The following is a 17011-nucleotide window of genomic DNA, read 5'->3' as shown; positions in this document are numbered from 1 at the left end:
TCGTCGACCGTGCGGAAGCCGTCCAGCATCTCCCGGAAGCGGTCCGGGCCGATGGCGATCATCAGCGACAGACCGATCGCCGAGTCGAAGGAGTAGCGGCCGCCGACCCAGTCCCAGAACTCGAACATGTTCGCCGTGTCGATGCCGAACTCCGCGACCCGCTCGGCGTTCGTGGACAGCGCCACGAAGTGCTTCGCCACCGCCTCCTGCCCGGCGTCCAGCTCGCGCAGCAGCCAGTTGCGGGCCGAGGTGGCGTTGGTGACCGTCTCGATGGTGGTGAAGGTCTTCGACGCGACGATGAACAGTGTCTCGGCCGCGTCCAGGTCACGGATCGCCTCGTGCAGGTCGGCACCGTCCACGTTGGAGACGAAACGGACCGTCAGATCGCGCGCCGTGTAGCTGCGCAGCACCTCGTACGCCATCGCCGGTCCGAGGTCGGAGCCGCCGATGCCGATGTTGACGACGTTGCGGATCCGCTTGCCCGTGTGACCCGTCCACTCACCCGAGCGGACCCGCTCGGCGAACGCGGCCATCCTGTCGAGCACCGCGTGCACACCGGGCACGACGTTCTCGCCGTCGACCTCGATCACCGCGTCGCGCGGCGCGCGCAGCGCGGTGTGCAGCACCGCCCGCCGCTCCGTCGTGTTGATCTTCTCGCCGCGGAACATCGCGTCCCGCAGCCCGAACACATCGGTGGCGGCGGCCAGTTCGCGCAGCAGCCGCAGGGTCTCGTCGGTGATCAGGTGCTTGGAGTAGTCGATGTGCAGGTCACCGACCTGGAGCGTGTATCCGCTGCCGCGCCCGGGGTCGGCGGCGAACAGCTCACGCAGCCGCACCTCGCCGAGCTCCTCGCGGTGCCTGGCCAGAGCGGTCCACTCGGGCGTCTGGTTGAGCCTGGTACGGCCCTTCGCGTTCATGTCCGACGTCAGCCTTCTGTCGTGCCTGTTCCAGCCGTTCCAACCTAATTGATCAGCGCGGGGCGTGAGCCGCCGTCGCGGCGCCGTCCGGCGCGGCGTCGTCCGGCGCGGCAACGGGTACGTCCGCCGCGCGCACCGGTATCAGCGCGGCGACGGAGAGGGCGAAGAAGGCGGCGGCGAGCAGCGCGGGGGTGTGGAGCCCCCAGGCGGTGGCGACGGCTCCGCCGAGCAGTGCGCCCAGCGGCGCCCCGGCGACGGCGAGGGTGCGGAAGGCCGAGCCGACCCTGCCGAGCATCCCGGCGGGGCTGCGCTGCTGCATCAGTGTCGTGGTGTTGACGTTCCACACCATGCCCATGCAGCCGAAGACGGCCATGGCGGCGACCACGGCGGCCAGGCTGCGCACCGAGCCGATCACGACGAGCGCGCCGATCTGCGCGGTCCCGGCGAGCAGCACCGCTCTCAGGCGTCCCGTGCGGGCGACGAGCCGGCCGTTGACCGCCGCCCCGGCGAGGTTGCCGGCGGCGTACGCGGTGGCCGCCGCCGCGTATCCCGCGGTGCCCGCGTCCAGCCGGCCGGTCACGAGGACCACCAGGGTGGCGATGAGGGCGCCCATGCCGATGTTGCACAGGGTCGTGGCGGCGCACAGTCCCCGCAGCACGCGGTCGTGCCACAGGGCGCGCAGTCCGTCCGCGATCTCCCGGCGCAGGGTGCTGCCCGCGGGGCGGGGTCCGCGCTCGGGCGCGGTGGTGCGCAGCGAGGCCACCAGGGCGGCCGCGACCAGGAAGGTCGCGGCGTCGGCCGCGAACGGCACGGCGGCCCCGGCCGTCAGCAGCAGCGGCGCGGCGGGCGCGCCGAACAGGCCGCCCGCGACGCGCTGGCCGGTCATCAGGCGCGCGTTCGCGCCGCCGAGCGCCGCCGGGTCGACCAGGGCGGGCAGCAGGGCCGTGGCGGCGTTGTCGAAGAGGGTCTGGAGGGTGGTGAGGGCGACGGCCAGCGCGATCAGCAGGGCGATCGAGGCGTGCCCGAGGGCGACGGCGACCGCGAACGCGGCGACCAGCAGCCCGCGGACCACGTCCACCGTCCACATCGCGCGCCGCTGGTCCACACGGTCGGCGACGGCCCCGCCGAGCAGTCCGAAGACCAGCCAGGGCAGATAGCCGCAGGCGGTCACCGAGGCGACCAGCAGCGGCCGGTCCGTCAGTGTCACGGCGAGCAGCGGCAGGGCGGCCGTGCGCAGGGAGTCCCCGAAGGAGGAGAGCACGGCGGCGCTCCACAGCCGCCCGAACCCCCCGCGCCAGGCGGGCGCACGCACACCGACCGTCTCAGCCGTCGCCACGACTCCCCCTCACGATTCGCCCGATGAGCCAACCGTAGAGGGCGGCACTGACAATCGGTCCGCGAGCGGCCGCGCGGCCACGCCGCCCCGGCGGCGGGCTTCGCGGCCCGGCCGGGAAAAACAGCTCCGGCCAGGCACCTCTCGGTACCCGGCCGGTCGTCATGTCCTAGATCTCGCCCCGCAGTTTGGCGAGCGCCTCGGCGAGGATGGCCTCGCCGTCCGCGTCGCTGCGCCGCTCCCGGACGTACGCGAGGTGCGTCTTGTAGGGCTCGGTGCGCGGCGGGGCCGGCGGGTTGTCCCGGTCCTGTCCGGCGGGGAAGCCGCAGCGCGGGCAGTCCCAGGTGTCGGGAACCTGCGCGTCACTGGCGAAGCTCGGCTGCGTCTCGTGCCCGTTGGAGCACCAGAAGGAGATGCGCAGACGCGGCGCGGACTCGCCGCGCTCGGCCTCGCCCATCGGCCCCGCCCCGACCCGGCTTCCTCGGATCGCGTTGCCACTTGCCACGGTCGTAACTCCCTGCGTGATGGTGCCGCGAAGCGCGTCGGCGTTTCGCTTCGCTGCGAGCGCCCCAGTCTACGTAAGGCCCAACGCGCGTCCAGTGATGGGAGTTACAGACCCCACACAAAGACGCACGCCCCATGATAGGCCGCGCGCGAAGGCGCGTACCGTACATGGGGCGTTACGTGCGAAATCGTGCTGACCCGCGGGACGGTGCCGACCGGTCGGCGAAGGTCAGCCGACCTTCATCAGGATGCCGAGCACGACGATGCAGGCGAACCAGAGCAGACCGACCACGACGGTGATGCGGTCGAGGTTGCGCTCGGCGACCGAGGAGCCGCCGACGGTGGACTGCATGCCGCCACCGAACATGTCGGAGAGGCCGCCGCCCTTCCCCTTGTGCATCAGCACCAGCAGCATCAGCAGCAGGCTGAAGACGATCAGGGCGATCGAGAACCCCATAACCACGGCTGGACCAACTTCCTCGGCTTCGGATGGACGACGGGGGCCGACAGACTACTGCCGGCCCCCGCAAGGGTACGACGGAACGCCGCTACCGCATACTCACTGGTCGCGGAAGCGCACGATCTTGACGAACTCGTCGGCGTCGAGCGAGGCGCCGCCGACCAGCGCGCCGTCGATGTCGGCCTGCGCCATGATCTCGGCGACGTTGCCGGACTTGACGGAGCCGCCGTACTGGACGCGGACCTTGTCGGCCACGTCCTGCGAGTACAGCTCGGCGATCTTGCCGCGGATGGCGGCGCAGACCTCCTGGGCGTCCTCGGCGCCGCAGACCTTGCCGGTGCCGATGGCCCACACCGGCTCGTAGGCGATCACGATGGTCTCGGCCTGATCGGCCGGGACGTCCTTCAGACCGCCCTCGACCTGGGCCAGGGTGTGCGGGACGGCGTTGCCCGCCTCGCGGACGTCCAGCTCCTCGCCGACGCACATGATCGGCGTGAGGCCGTGCTTGAAGGCGGCCTTGACCTTGGCGTTGACGATCTCGTCGGTCTCGCCGTGGTACTGCCGGCGCTCGGAGTGGCCGACCGCCACGTAGGTGCACTTCAGCTTGGCCAGCATCGGGCCGGAGATCTCGCCGGTGTAGGCGCCGGAGTCGTGCGCCGAGATGTCCTGGGCGCCGTACTTGATCTTCAGCTTGTCGCCGTCGACCAGGGTCTGCACGGAGCGCAGGTCGGTGAAGGGCGGCAGGACGGCGACCTCGACGGCCTCGTAGTCCTTGTCCGCGAGGGCGAAGGCGAGCTTCTGGACGTGCGCGATGGCCTCGAGGTGGTTGAGGTTCATCTTCCAGTTGCCCGCCATCAGCGGCGTGCGAGTGGTCATGCGGGGTCAGTCCTCCAGTGCGGCGAGGCCGGGGAGCGTCTTGCCCTCGAGGTATTCGAGGGAGGCGCCGCCGCCGGTCGAGATGTGGCCGAATGCGTTCTCGTCGAAGCCCAGGGTGCGGACGGCCGCGGCGGAGTCGCCGCCGCCGACCACGGTGAAGCCCGGGGCGTCGACGAGGGCCTGGGCGACCGCCTTGGTGCCCTCGGCGTAGTCGGGGTGCTCGAAGACGCCCATGGGGCCGTTCCAGAAGACGGTGGCCGCGTCGGCGAGCTTCGAGGCGTAGAGCTTGCGGGTCTCCGGACCGATGTCCAGGCCCTCCTGGTCGGCGGGGATGGCGTCCGCGGCGACGGTGGTGGGGTTGGCCGGGGCCTTGGTCTTCAGGTCCGGGAACTCGGACGAGACCAGCACGTCGACCGGCAGGACCAGCTCGACGCCGTTCTTCTCGGCGCGCTCCATGTACTCCTTCACGGCCGGGATCTGGTCCTCCTGGAGGAGGGAGATGCCGACCTCGTGGCCCTTGGCCTTGAGGAAGGTGTAGGCCATGCCGCCGCCGATGAGGAGGCGGTCGGCCTTGCCGAGGAGCTGGTCGATGACGGCGAGCTTGTCGGAGACCTTGGCGCCGCCGAGGGCGACGACGTACGGGCGCTGGACGTCCTCGGTGAGCTTCTTCAGGACGCCGACCTCGGTGGCGATGAGGTACCCGGCGTAGTGCGGGAGCTTCTTCGGCAGGTCGAACACCGAGGCGTGCTTGCGGTGCACGGCGCCGAACCCGTCGCCCACGTAGACGTCGGCGAGGGCGGCGAGCTGGTCGGCGAAGGCGGCGCGCTCGGCGTCGTCCTTGGCCGTCTCGCCCGCGTTGAAGCGCAGGTTCTCGATGACGGCGACCTGGCCGTCGGCGAGGCCCGCGACGACGCCCCGGGCGGACTCGCCGACGGTGTCGGTGGCGAAGGCGACGTCCGCGCCGAGGAGTTCCCCGAGCCGGGCGGCGGCCGGGGCCAGCGAGAAGGCGGGGTCCGGGGCACCCTTGGGGCGGCCGAGGTGCGAGGCGACGACCACGCGGGCGCCCGCCTCGGCGAGGGCCTTGACGGTGGGCAGCACCGCGCGGATACGGCCGTCGTCGGTGATGGTGGTGCCGTCCAGCGGCACGTTGAGGTCGGCGCGGACGAAGACCCGCTTGCCCGCGACCCCGTCGGCGAGGAGTTCGTCGATCGTCTTCATGTCAGGGGACTCCTGAGGAGGCTCGTTCTGCTCGTGACCGGATGGCTCGTGACCGATGACCAGGCCTGATCCTAGAGAGGGCGGCCGGCCGTGACGTGCGTCAGGGCCCGGGCCGCGCGTCCTCGCGCCTGGCCCGAGCCCTGTGCTCACGTCAAGGTGCCTGCTTCAGCCGGTCAGAGCTGGTTGCCGACGAAGACCGTCAGGTCGACGAGGCGGTTGGAGTAGCCCCACTCGTTGTCGTACCAGCCGATGACCTTCACGTTCTTGCCCTCCTGGACCATGGTCAGGGAGGAGTCGAAGGTGCAGGACGCCGGGGCGTTGACGATGTCGGAGGAGACGATCGCGTCCTCGGTGTACTCGAGGATGCCCTTCAGCTCGCCCTCGGCGGCCTTCTGGAAGGCGGCGTTGACCTCTTCCTTGGTGACCTCGCGGGACAGCTCGACGACGAGGTCGGTGACCGAGCCGGTCGGGACCGGGACGCGCATGGCCATGCCGTCCAGCTTGCCCTTGAGCTGCGGCAGGACCAGCGCGGTGGCCTTGGCGGCACCCGTGGTGGTGGGGATGATGTTCTCGGCGGCGGCACGCGCGCGGCGCAGGTCCTTGTGCGGGAAGTCCAGGATGCGCTGGTCGTTCGTGTACGCGTGGACCGTCGTCATCAGGCCCTTGACGATGCCGAAGTTCTCGTCGAGGACCTTCGCCATCGGCGCCACACAGTTGGTGGTGCAGGAGGCGTTGGAGATGACGTGGTGGTTCGCCGCGTCGTAGGTGTCGTGGTTGACGCCCATGACGATGGTGACGTCCTCGTTCTTCGCCGGAGCGGAGATGATGACCTTCTTGGCGCCACCGGCGATGTGCTTCTCGGCGTCTTCCTTCTTGGTGAAGATGCCGGTCGACTCGATGACAATGTCGACGCCCAGGTCGCCCCACGGGATGTCGGCGGGGTTGCGCTCCGACAGGACCTTGATCGTCTTGTCGCCGACGGTGATGGTGTCCTCGGTGTGCGACACCTCCTGCTTGAGGCGGCCCAGGATGGTGTCGTACTTCAGCAGGTGGGCGGTGGTCGCGGTGTCACCCAGGTCGTTGACAGCCACGATCTCGATGTCTGCACCCTGCTCCAGCAGCGCGCGGAAGTAGTTACGACCGATGCGGCCAAAGCCGTTGATGCCTACGCGGATCGTCACGAACCGATCTCCTCGTTGGTACGCCGGCTCCGTTGTCGCCGGCGAGCTCTATTTGGGATGTCCCCGACCGCCTCCGACCCTACCTCCCCGGAGCCTCCGGAGTGACATCGAGACGGCCCATACACGGCACGCCGGCCCGTACCCGCCAGTAGGGGTACGGACCGGCTCAACTGTGGCGCGTCGCGCTCAGGTGCGCCCGCCTGTTTTCAGTCGTCCAGCGCGGCGAGCGCGCGGCCCAGCAGCCGGATACGGTCGGCCGCCGCGGTGACGTGCTCCAGGCCGAAGCCCAGCAGCACGGTGTCGTCCGTGGTGACCGCGCCGTACGTCTGGAACAGTTCCCCGGAAAGGCCCCAGTCCTTCACGACCGCGGGGCTTCCGGCGGGCGGACCGGGGGTGCTCCAGGCTCCCAGCGACGTCTCGAAGCCGTCCACCGGGCCCGCCGTGCCGCCGATGACGACGGTAGCGTTGTCGGCGAGGACGCCGTGGCCGCCGGTGCCGGGGTCGGTGATGTAGCTCAGGGACAGCTCGACCGTCTTCCCGGCGTACGCCGAGAGGTCGAAGGAGACCTCCTGCCAGCCGGCCGAGGCGCCGGTGAGGCTCTGCCAGGACCCGCTGGTGCCGGTGGGCGCGCACCCGCCGTCGCCGGGTGTCAGGTACCGCTTGAGCGCGGGGTGCGCCTGGACGAGGTACCCGGCCTCGCACTCGGCGGGCACCGCGGTGGACGTGGCGCCGCCGGCCTCCGGGAGGGTGGTCCAGTCGTCCCCGCCGGCGGTCCGGGCCTCCAGCACCGCGTGGTCGTAGCCCTGCTCGGTGTCCCACAGCAGGCGGGTGCGCAGCGTGGGCTTGTCGGCGGCGCTGACACCGGTGAGGTCAACGGTGCGGGTGAGGCGGTTCCAGGCGTAGTCGGAGTGCGTGACCGCGGCCATCGAGGAGCCCTCGTACGGGCCGTACGGGTTCACCGTGCCCGGGTACCGGCCCGCGCCCTCGCTCTCGAACTGCGGAAACGTCCGCGGGGGAAGCGTGTCGGAGGTGACGCCGAAGGAGCCGGCCGCGTTCAGCGGGTTGCCGGGGGCGTCGCCGAGCGGTGCCGTGAGGTCCGCGAGCGCGCCGGTGCCCTCGAAGCCGGTGGCCTTCGGCAGGCTCGTACGGCTGTACGCGCCCAGGTAGTACTGGCTGAAGTCGTTCGACAGGGTGCCGCCGCCGAGGTCGACGGAGCCGCCGGCCGTCTCGCCCGCCTCGATCAGCTTGCCGCCCTCGTTGAGGTAGGCGCGCAGCTCCAGCTGGGTGGCGTTGCCGGGGCGCACGGCGCCCGTGTAGTGGACGACCTTCTCGAAGTGGCCGAGGACGCCGAGCGCGTCGGGCGCGCCCTGCTTCGCCACGTCCCAGACGACGGCCTTCTCGCCGTTGGCCCTCAGCGCGTCGACGTAGGCCCGGGCGTTTGTGGCGGGCTGTCCCTCCTCGGCGACGACGAGGACGTCCGCGCGGGAGCGTTCGGCGACGGTGTAGGTGAAGTGCTCGCTCTCGGTGGGCCTGCCGGAGCGGGTCTCGCCGGTGAACCAGACCTCGACCTTGTCGCCGGGCGCGCCGTCGGCGACCTTCGCGCGGTACTCGTCGAAGTACAGGTTGTCCTCGCCGCCGTAGGTCTCGCCGCCCTTCCAGGGGCGCAGGGCCATGTCGTGGACGCGGCCGCCGTTGACGCGGTACCTCAGCTCCTTGTCCCGCACCGACTTGCGGACGACGACGGAGACCTCCTGGTCGGCGCCGCGCGAGTAGGAGGTGGTGAACGCGGCCGGGGTGAAGTCGGGGGCGGTCATGCCGACCGCGGACTTCGGCCGGTCGGGGCGGGCCGCGGACTCGGCGACGGAGAGCGCGAAGGGGATGTTCTTCTCGAACTCCTGCCGGATCAGCTTCTCGTCGTCCGGGAAGGTGAAGATCGACGCGCAGTCCTCGGGCTTCCAGGCGTCGGCCGGGTCCACGTTCGACGCCGTCTGGCAGGTCGACATCTCGGGGGTGAACATCGCCGTGCCGTTGACGTTGGCGGCGTGGCCGTCCGCCTCGCCGTTGGTGGTGTACAGCTCGGAGGAGACCTGCGGGTGGTAGCCCGGGATCGCCGGCTTCTCGGGGGTGCCGGCGAGCGCCTTGTAGAGGACGTCGTCGGGGGTGTCGGTGGCGACCTGCCAGCCGACGCCGTAGAGGATCAGCTCGGCGGCGGAGTGGTAGTTGATGCCGTACTCGAAGCCGATGCGCTTCTGGAGGGCGTCGAGGGCCTTGGTCTCGGGCTCGGAGTTCGGGCCGGGGCCGCGGTAGGTCTGGCTGGTGGGGTAGGGGGAGGAACCCTCGTCGTCGTAGCCCCACTTGTAGGCGAAGTTGCGGTTGAGGTCGACGCCGTCGCCGATGGTGATGGCGCCGTCGCCGTTGTTGTCGCGCAGGTTCTTGCGCCACTGGCGGTCGCCCCCGGCGGCGTGGGTGAAGTCGTAGCCGTCGGGGTTGGCGGAGATGACGAACCACAGTTCGGTGGTGTCGACGATCCTCTTGATGCGTTTGTCGGTGCGGTAGTTGTCCAGGTAGTGGTGCATCAGCCGGCGGGTCATCTCCGGCGTGATCCACTCGCGGGCGTGCTGGTTGGACAGGTACAGCACGGAGGGCCTGGCGCCGTCCTTGGTCTTCTTCGCGTTCCTGGTGAGCTTCAGGGCGAGGATGTCCTGCCCCTTGAGGGTCTTGCCGATGGAGACCACCTTGGTCAGGCCGGGGTGGTCCCGGCCGGCCTTCAGGATCTCCTCCTTGAGGCCGCCCGGTCCGCTGTACGGGCGGTAGACGCCGTCCCCGGCGGCGTCCACGCGGGCGCGCGCCCTGGCGGAGAGCGTGTGTTCGCGCAGGTCGACGCCCTTCTTCTCCAGCTGCGCGGCCTGCTTGTCGGTGAGGTAGACCTCGACGGAGGCGGTGCCCCGGTCGGGGGCCTGCTCGCCGAGTTCGTGGGCGTCCTGCCCGGCCGCGAGGAGCAGCGGGATCTGCTGCCGGGTGACCTCGGCACGGAAGACCTTGACTTCCTCGGCGTCGGGCTGCGAGGAAGTGCCGTGCTGTGCCTGGGCGATGGGTGCGATGCTCGCTCCGCCGATCAGGAGCGTGCCGATGGCGAGGATCGATCTCGCTCTGCGTCTCATGAACCCCCCTGCTGGTGGTTCGTCACGGCGACGAATAGGTGCCAGGCTCATGACAGATCATGATCGAGTCAAGGGTGTCTTCGGCAGGGGACGCGGACGTGAACACGCCGGTGCCGACGCCCGTTCGGACGTCGGCACCGGCGCGCGGACCGGGGTTGACGGTGTGTCAGCCCGCGAGGTTGTCGGCCAGCTCCTCGGTGAGGTTGGCCTCCGTGCCCGGGATGCCCAGGTCGGCGGCGCGCTTGTCGGCCATCGCCAGCAGCCGGCGGATGCGGCCCGCCACGGCGTCCTTGGTGAGCGGCGGGTCGGCGAGCGCGCCCAGCTCCTCCAGGGAGGCCTGCTTGTGCTCCATGCGCAGCCGGCCGGCGGCCGCCAGGTGCTCGGGGACGTCGTCGCCGAGGATCTCCAGCGCGCGCTGGACGCGGGCACCGGCGGCGACGGCCGCGCGCGCGGAGCGGCGCAGGTTGGCGTCGTCGAAGTTGGCCAGGCGGTTGGCGGTGGCCCGCACCTCCCGGCGCATCCGGCGCTCCTCCCAGGCCAGCACCGACTCATGGGCGCCGAGCCGGGTGAGCAGGGCGCCGATCGCGTCGCCGTCGCGGACCACCACGCGGTCCACGCCGCGCACCTCGCGGGCCTTGGCCGCGATGGACAGCCGGCGCGCGGCGCCGACGAGCGCGAGCGCCGCCTCCGGGCCCGGGCAGGTCACCTCCAGGGAGGAGGAGCGGCCGGGCTCGGTGAGCGAGCCGTGCGCCAGGAAGGCGCCCCGCCAAGCCGCCTCCGCGTCGCAGGTGGCCCCCGAGACCACCTGCGGGGGAAGCCCGCGGATCGGGCGGCCCCGGCCGTCCACCAGCCCGGTCTGCCGGGCCAGCTGGTCACCGCCCGCGACCACCCGCACCACGTACCGCGAGCCGCGCCGCAGCCCGCCGGGGGCCATCACGATCAGCTCCGAGCCGTGCCCGAAGATCTCCAGGATGTCCCGCTTGAGCCGGCGGGCCGCCATCGCGGTGTCCAGCTCCGCCTCGATCACGATGCGCCCGCTCACCAGATGGAGGCCGCCGGCGAACCGCAGAAGGGCGGAGACCTCCGCCTTCCTGCAGCAGGTCCGGGTGACGGGGAGCCGGGAGATCTCGTCCTTCACCGCTGCCGTCATCGCCATGGGCCGATCCTTCCATGCATCCGAAAAATACGGTCGTACGCGGCGGCCAGCAGCTCGGGATCGTGCCGCGGAGTTCCGTCCCTCCGGGCCACCGGCGCCAGCTCGACCGCGGCCCCGAAACGCTTGGCGGCGTCGGTCAGCGAGTCGCGGTCGGGCACGGCGGCCTCGTCGGCCAGCACCACGTCCAGGGCGAGTTTAGGGGCGTGTCGTCCCAAAACCTCCAAATGACGCTGCGGGGAGAAGCCGTCGGTTTCCCCGGGCTGCGGAGCGAGGTTCAGGGAGAGCACCCGGCGCGCCTTGGTCTCGGTGAGGGCGTCCAGCAGCTCGGGCACGAGCAGATGCGGGATGACCGAGGAGAACCAGGAGCCGGGGCCGAGCACCACCCAGTCCGCGTCCCGCACGGCCTCGACGGCCTCCGGGACGGCGGGCGGGTCGTGCGGGACGAGGTGCACGGACTGCACCTCGCCGGGGGTGAGGGCGACCGTGGCCTGGCCGCGGACGGTGTCGACGTCCTCGGGCCGGTCCGGGTCGTGGCCCTTGACCAGGGCCTGCAGCTCCAGCGGCACGGCGGACATGGGCAGCACCCGGCCCTGCGCGCCGAGCAGCCTGCCGACCAGGTCCAGCGCCTGGACGTGGTCGCCGAGCTGTTCCCACAGGGCGACGATCAGCAGGTTGCCGACCGCGTGGCCGTGCATCTCGCCGCCGGACTGGAAGCGGTGCTGGATGACCCGGGCCCAGGTCTGGCCCCAGTCGTCGTCGCCGCACAGCGCGGCCAGCGCCTTGCGCAGGTCGCCGGGCGGCAGCACGCCCAGCTCGTCGCGCAGCCGTCCGCTGGAGCCGCCGTCGTCGGCGACGGTGACCACGGCGGTGAGGTCGCCGGTGATGCGGCGCAGCGCGGCGAGCGAGGCGGACAGGCCCATGCCGCCGCCGAGGGCGACCACCTTGGGCTGGGCGGCCCGCCGGCGCGCCCGGCCGCCGCGGGGCTCGGCGGACCGGCCGCCGCGCCCCTCGGGGAGCGCCCGGCGCAGCCTGCTCAGCCGCGGAGTACGTCCGGTCATTCGCGTCCCATGTCCCGGTGCACGACCACCGTCTCCACGCCCTCGGCCGCGAGCCGCGCGGCCAGCCTCTCCGACATGGCCACCGAGCGGTGCTTGCCGCCGGTACAGCCGACCGCGATGGTCACATAGCGCTTGCCCTCGCGGCGGTAGCCGGCCGCGATCAGCTGGAGCAGTTCCGCGTACCGGTCCAGGAACTCCTTGGCGCCGGGCTGGTTGAAGACGTAGCCCGACACCTCCTCGTTCAGGCCGGTGAACGGGCGCAGCTCCGGGACCCAGTGCGGGTTGGGCAGGAAGCGGCAGTCGACGACGAGGTCGGCGTCCACGGGCAGGCCGTACTTGTACCCGAAGGACATCACGGTGGCCCGCAGCTCGGGCTCCTCCTCGCCGGCGAACTGGGCGTCCATCTTGGCGCGCAGCTCGTGCACGTTGAGGCTGGAGGTGTCGATCACCAGGTCGGCGTCGCCGCGCAGCTCGCGCAGCAGCTCGCGCTCGGCGGCGATGCCGTCGACGATCCGGCCGTCGCCCTGGAGCGGGTGCGGGCGGCGCACCGACTCGAAGCGGCGCACCAGCGCCTCGTCGGAGGACTCCAGGAAGACGATCCGCCGGGTGACGCCGCGCGTGTCGAGGTCGGCCAGGGATTCGCGCAGATTGTCGAAGAAGCGCCGGCCGCGCACGTCGACGACGACCGCGATCCGCGCCACGTTGCCCTGCGAGCGGGCGCCCAGCTCCACCATGGTGGGGATCAGGGCGGGCGGCAGGTTGTCGACGACGAACCAGCCGAGGTCCTCCAGGCACTTCGCGGCCGTGGAGCGCCCGGCGCCGGACATGCCGGAGATGATCACCAGCTCGGGGATGGCCGCCTCGGGGACGCCGGTGGCCTCCGTGCCGTTGGCCATCTGGGGTCCGTTGCCGTGGGCCGCGGTGCCGTGGGCCGCGGTGTTCTGCGCTCCGGCGGCCTGGGCTCCGTTGCCCTGGACTCCGTTGCTCTGGACTCCGTTGCTCTGGGATTGCGGGTGGGGCCGGTCCGCGCCGGCCGCCCCGGGGGTTTCCTGCGCGGGGGCCTGGGCGTCCGGCTCGCCGGTCGCGCGTTCGGGCCCCGCTGTGGGGTGGGTCTCGTGCTCGGTCATGTCTCCTGCCCCCGTCGCTCGTCCGGGGCGCCCGTGGGCACGGGCTCCCCTGGGGCATCCGCCGTCGTCTCGGGTGCCCCGTCTTCCACGTCATCCATGATCTCTCCCGTCGCCGTGTTGACGGCGGGCGCGGCCGGAGCCGCCTGGGCCAGGGCCGCGGCGATCGTCTCGGCCGTCTTGCGGCCTATGCCTGGAACCTCGCAGATCTGGTCAATTGTCGCGGATCGCAGCTTCTTCACCGAACCGAAGTGCTTGATCAGTGCCTGCTTGCGTGTCGCGCCGAGGCCGGGGACGTCGTCCAGCGGGCTGGAGCGGATGCGCTTGGCGCGCTTGCTGCGCTGGTAGGTGATCGCGAAGCGATGGGCCTCGTCGCGGACGCGCTGGAGCAGATACAGGCCCTCGCTGGTGCGGGGCAGGACCACCGGGTCGTCCTCGCCGGGCAGCCAGACCTCCTCCAGGCGCTTGGCGAGGCCGCAGACGGCGATGTCGTCGATGCCCAGCTCGTCCAGAGCCCGCTGGGCCGCCGCGACCTGCGGCTTGCCGCCGTCGACCACGACGAGCTGGGGCGGGTAGGCGAAGCGCTTGGGACGGCCGTCGTCCTCGGTGAGGGCGCCGGGGCCGTCGAGGACGTCGGTCTGCGCGGGGGTGCCGGTCCCGGTGAGGGTGCCCGGCGTGGTGCGGGTGCCCGGTATGGTGCGGGCGGGTTCCGCGTCGGTGCCGCCCGCGCCGTCCTCGGCCCACTCGCCCGTCCTCTCCTTCTCGGCCAGATAGCGGCGGAAGCGGCGGGTGATCACCTCGTGCATGGAGCGGACGTCGTCCTGCCCGGCGAAGCCCTTGATCTGGAAGCGGCGGTACTCGCTCTTGCGCTGGAGGCCGTCCTCGAAGACGACCATGGAGGCCACCACGTCCTCGCCCTGCAGGTGCGAGATGTCGTAGCACTCGATCCGCAGCGGGGCGCTGTCCAGGCCGAGGGCGTCGGCGATCTCCTCCAGCGCGCGCGAGCGCGTGGTCAGGTCGGAGGCGCGCTTGGTCTTGTGCAGCATCAGCGTCTGCTGGGCGTTGCGCTGCACGGTCTCCATGAGGGCCTTCTTGTCGCCGCGCTGCGGGATGCGCAGCGAGACGCCGGAGCCGCGCCGCTCGGTGAGCCACTGCTGCACGGGGTCGACCGGGTCGGGCAGCGCGGGGACCAGCACCTCGCGGGGGACGGCGTCGCCGGTCTCCTCGCCGTACAGCTGCTGGAGGGCGTGCTCGACCAGGGCGCCGGTGGTGATCTCCTCGACCTTGTCGGTGACCCAGCCGCGCTGGCCGCGGACCCGGCCGCCGCGCACGTGGAAGATCTGCACCGCCGCTTCCAGCTCGTCCTCGGCGACCGCGATGAGGTCGGCGTCGGTCGCGTCCGCGAGCACGACCGCGTTCTTCTCCATGGCCTTCTTCAGGGCCTCGATGTCGTCGCGCAGCCGGGCCGCCCGCTCGTACTCCAGCTCCTCGGCGGCCTCCGTCATCTGCTTCTCCAGACGGCGCAGGTAGGTGCCCGTGCGGCCGGCCATGAAGTCGCAGAACTCGTCCGCCAGGTCCCAGTGGTCCTCGGCGGAGATCCGGCCGACGCACGGCGCGGAGCACTTGCCGATGTAGCCCAGCAGGCAGGGGCGGTCGGTGCGGGCGGCGTTCTTGAAGACGCCGGCCGAGCAGGTGCGCACCGGGAAGACCCGCAGCAACAGGTCGACGGTGTCGCGGATGGCCCACGCGTGCGCGTACGGCCCGAAGTAGCGCACGCCCTTCTTCTTGTGGCCGCGCATCACCTGCACGCGCGGGAACTGCTCGTTCATCGTCACCGCGAGATACGGGTAGCTCTTGTCGTCGCGGTACTTGACGTTGAAGCGGGGGTCGAACTCCTTGATCCAGGAGTACTCCAGCTGCAGCGCCTCGACCTCCGTGGACACCACCGTCCACTCCACGGACGCGGCCGTGGTCACCATGGAGCGGGTGCGCGGGTGGAGGTTCGCCAGGTCCTGAAAGTAGTTCGCCAGGCGCTGGCGCAGGCTCTTCGCCTTTCCGACGTAGATCACCCGGCGGTGCTCGTCCCGGAATTTGTACACCCCCGGGCAGTCCGGGACGTCTCCCGGCCTGGGGCGGTAGCTGGAGGGGTCGGCCATGTCTCACACCCTACTGGCGAGGACTGACACTCCGGCGCCCGTGCCCGGCGGCCGCGGGGCCCGGACGTGACGTACCGGACAGCCCTCGTGCCGGACAGGGTCGAACCTCGGCCAGGAGTGCGCCGCGGTGGGGCGCCAGGTGTTGTCGGGGCCTGGTCAACACGCTTCAATGCGGGGGAACTCGGGGCCGTGCACCACGGCGTACGGATGTGACGACCCCTCCACGCCGGCGGGGGTGGCCCCGGCTCGGAATCCCACGAACGGTCCGACCAGCCGTTGTGAGCCACAGAAAGGCCCCTGCATGCCGCACGTCACACAGCACGCGGACGCCGCCGACGTCGCCGCCGCGGACCTGGACACGGCCCTGCGAGGCGGCCCCTTCCACGTCGCGCTGCGCGCCGCGATCGCCGCCCGGGGACTGCCCCTGCAACGAGTGCAGCACCATCTGTCGCGGTACGGCGTGAGAGTCGGCGTCACCAGCCTGAGCTACTGGCAGCAGGGCGCCCGCCGGCCGCAGCGCCCGGAGTCGCTGCGCGCCGTGCGCGCCCTGGAGGAGATACTCCAGCTGCCCGACGAGTCGCTGATCCGGCTGCTCGCGCAGAGTGACGAGCGCTCCGCGCGGCGGACCGCCGGCCGCTCCTACCGGTCCCTCGTCGAGGCCACGGACGTGCTGGACCGGCTGCTGGCCGAGCTGGGCACCCAGCTCGACGGCGGGCTGCACATGCTCGGCCACCACGAGCGGGTGCGAATCGGGGCGCGCCGCGAGCTGGCGGGGCGCGAGTCGCACCACATCGTGCGCGCCCACCAGGACGGGGTCGACCGCTTCGTCGCCGTGCACCACGGCGACCCGGGGTGCGCGCCGGACCGCATGACGGTGCATCCCCTGGACAACTGTCGCACCGGGCGCGTGCGCTGGGACCGGGACACCGGGGTGCTCGTCGCCGAGCTGCTGTTCGACACCCGGCTGCGGGCCGGTGACACCTTCCTGTTCCGCTACGGCGTCGAGGACGGCACCGCGGGGGTGTCACGCGAGTACGCGCGCGGGTTCGGTCCGGCGGGCGGGCAGTACGCGCTCCAGGTGCGGTTCGACGAGCGTGCCCTGCCGCTGCGCTGCCACCGGTTCACCCAGCACTCGGCGGCGGCACCGCGCAGCGGCCGGCAGGAACTGGCCCTGACCGGCCGGCACCGTTCCGTGCACCTCGTGGAGCCCCGGGTGCGGTCGGGGATCGTGGGGATCGCCTGGGACTGGGAGTGAGGGGGGTGAGGGTCCTGCCGCCGCTCGGGCGTCAGTCCCTCGGGCCCGCCACGATCCTGCCGTCCTCGCTGTGGACGGCCAGCTCGGTCAGCGGCACCGTGGCCGGCGGCTGAAGCACCTCGCCGGTGGCGGCGTCGAACTCGCTGCCGTGGCAGAAGCACGTCAGCCGGGTCCCCTCCAGCTTGGTGATGGGGCACCCCGCGTGCGTGCAGATCGAGCTGTACGCCTTCAGGGCGCCCTGGTCGTCCCGGCTGACCACCACGTTGTGGTCGCGGTACAGGCGGGCGGCGCCCTTCGCGACCTCGCTGTCCGCGCCGAGCTCGACCGGCGCGGTGGGAGCAGCCGGGGCGCCGCCGGAGCCCTCCGGGGAGCAGGCGGCGAGGCCGAGCCCGGCCACGGGGGCGAGTGCGGCCCCGCGCAGGACGGCGCGGCGGCTCGCGGAGGGGCGGGCGGGCATGGTTTCTCCCTGGGTCGGGCCGGTCCGGGGGCATGCCGACGATAACGGGGCCCGCCGGGACGGGCCGGGCGGGGGTGGGGGGGGGGGCCGGGCGGGGGTGGCGGGCGAGGCCGGGCGGGCGACCACGTCGACTACGCGCACAACGGCCATCTGCA

General features: G+C 72.0%; 13 protein-coding genes and 1 pseudogene. 1 reads left to right on the top strand and 13 read right to left on the bottom strand.

The window, feature by feature from the left end; all coding sequences use genetic code 11:
* The 12 genes and pseudogenes from AB0K92_RS32620 to uvrC form a co-directional block, all read right to left on the bottom strand.
* Nucleotides 1–917: pseudogene (locus AB0K92_RS32620) on the bottom strand (glucose-6-phosphate isomerase); the annotation flags it as partial.
* A gap of 52 nt (nucleotides 918–969) precedes the next feature.
* On the bottom strand, nucleotides 970–2253 hold the full coding sequence (locus AB0K92_RS32615) for an MFS transporter (RefSeq protein ID WP_365928890.1): 1284 nt from the start codon (nucleotides 2251–2253) through the stop codon (nucleotides 970–972).
* 166 nt (nucleotides 2254–2419) lie between these two features.
* Complete coding sequence (locus tag AB0K92_RS32610) at nucleotides 2420–2755, bottom strand: RNA polymerase-binding protein RbpA (RefSeq protein ID WP_010352468.1); 336 nt, start codon at nucleotides 2753–2755, stop codon at nucleotides 2420–2422.
* 228 nt (nucleotides 2756–2983) lie between these two features.
* A complete protein-coding gene (gene secG, locus AB0K92_RS32605) occupies nucleotides 2984–3211 on the bottom strand; it encodes a preprotein translocase subunit SecG (protein ID WP_166004764.1) in 228 nt (75 codons plus the stop codon).
* 102 nt (nucleotides 3212–3313) lie between these two features.
* Nucleotides 3314–4090 carry a triose-phosphate isomerase gene (gene tpiA / locus AB0K92_RS32600; RefSeq protein WP_365928889.1) on the bottom strand — a complete coding sequence of 259 codons (777 nt, stop codon included), beginning with the start codon at nucleotides 4088–4090 and terminating at the stop codon, nucleotides 3314–3316.
* 6 nt (nucleotides 4091–4096) lie between these two features.
* Nucleotides 4097–5308: a phosphoglycerate kinase gene (locus AB0K92_RS32595; RefSeq protein WP_365928888.1), complete on the bottom strand. Its 1212-nt coding sequence runs from the start codon at nucleotides 5306–5308 to the stop codon at nucleotides 4097–4099.
* A 173-nt stretch (nucleotides 5309–5481) separates the two neighbouring features.
* Entirely contained in the window at nucleotides 5482–6489 is a 1008-nt protein-coding gene (gene gap, locus AB0K92_RS32590; RefSeq protein WP_365928887.1) for a type I glyceraldehyde-3-phosphate dehydrogenase, read from the bottom strand.
* Between the two features lie 206 nt (nucleotides 6490–6695).
* Nucleotides 6696–9650 carry a M14 family zinc carboxypeptidase gene (locus tag AB0K92_RS32585; protein ID WP_365928886.1) on the bottom strand — a complete coding sequence of 985 codons (2955 nt, stop codon included), beginning with the start codon at nucleotides 9648–9650 and terminating at the stop codon, nucleotides 6696–6698.
* A 166-nt stretch (nucleotides 9651–9816) separates the two neighbouring features.
* Nucleotides 9817–10806, bottom strand: coding sequence for a DNA-binding protein WhiA (gene whiA / locus AB0K92_RS32580; RefSeq protein WP_365928885.1), 990 nt, complete (start codon nucleotides 10804–10806; stop codon nucleotides 9817–9819).
* Nucleotides 10797–11864, bottom strand: a complete 1068-nt coding sequence (gene yvcK, locus AB0K92_RS32575; protein ID WP_165997436.1) for a uridine diphosphate-N-acetylglucosamine-binding protein YvcK — start codon at nucleotides 11862–11864, stop codon at nucleotides 10797–10799. The genes whiA and yvcK overlap by 10 nt, the downstream gene beginning before the upstream one ends.
* A complete protein-coding gene (gene rapZ, locus AB0K92_RS32570; RefSeq protein ID WP_365928891.1) occupies nucleotides 11861–12760 on the bottom strand; it encodes an RNase adapter RapZ in 900 nt (299 codons plus the stop codon). Before rapZ ends, yvcK begins: the two co-directional genes overlap by 4 nt.
* A gap of 227 nt (nucleotides 12761–12987) precedes the next feature.
* Complete coding sequence (gene uvrC / locus AB0K92_RS32565; RefSeq protein ID WP_365928884.1) at nucleotides 12988–15144, bottom strand: excinuclease ABC subunit UvrC; 2157 nt, start codon at nucleotides 15142–15144, stop codon at nucleotides 12988–12990.
* Between the two features lie 301 nt (nucleotides 15145–15445).
* Between uvrC and AB0K92_RS32560 the strand changes: the two genes are divergently transcribed.
* Nucleotides 15446–16399 carry a hypothetical protein gene (locus AB0K92_RS32560; RefSeq protein ID WP_365928883.1) on the top strand — a complete coding sequence of 318 codons (954 nt, stop codon included), beginning with the start codon at nucleotides 15446–15448 and terminating at the stop codon, nucleotides 16397–16399.
* A 31-nt stretch (nucleotides 16400–16430) separates the two neighbouring features.
* Here AB0K92_RS32560 and AB0K92_RS32555 read toward each other — a convergent pair whose 3' ends face one another.
* Entirely contained in the window at nucleotides 16431–16856 is a 426-nt protein-coding gene (locus tag AB0K92_RS32555) for a Rieske 2Fe-2S domain-containing protein (RefSeq protein ID WP_365928882.1), read from the bottom strand.
* Nucleotides 16857–17011: the final 155 nt, after the last annotated feature.

Source organism: Streptomyces sp. NPDC052687 (assembly GCF_040678395.1).
GTDB lineage: Bacteria > Actinomycetota > Actinomycetes > Streptomycetales > Streptomycetaceae > Streptomyces.
This window is presented reverse-complemented; position numbering and strand designations above follow the sequence as displayed.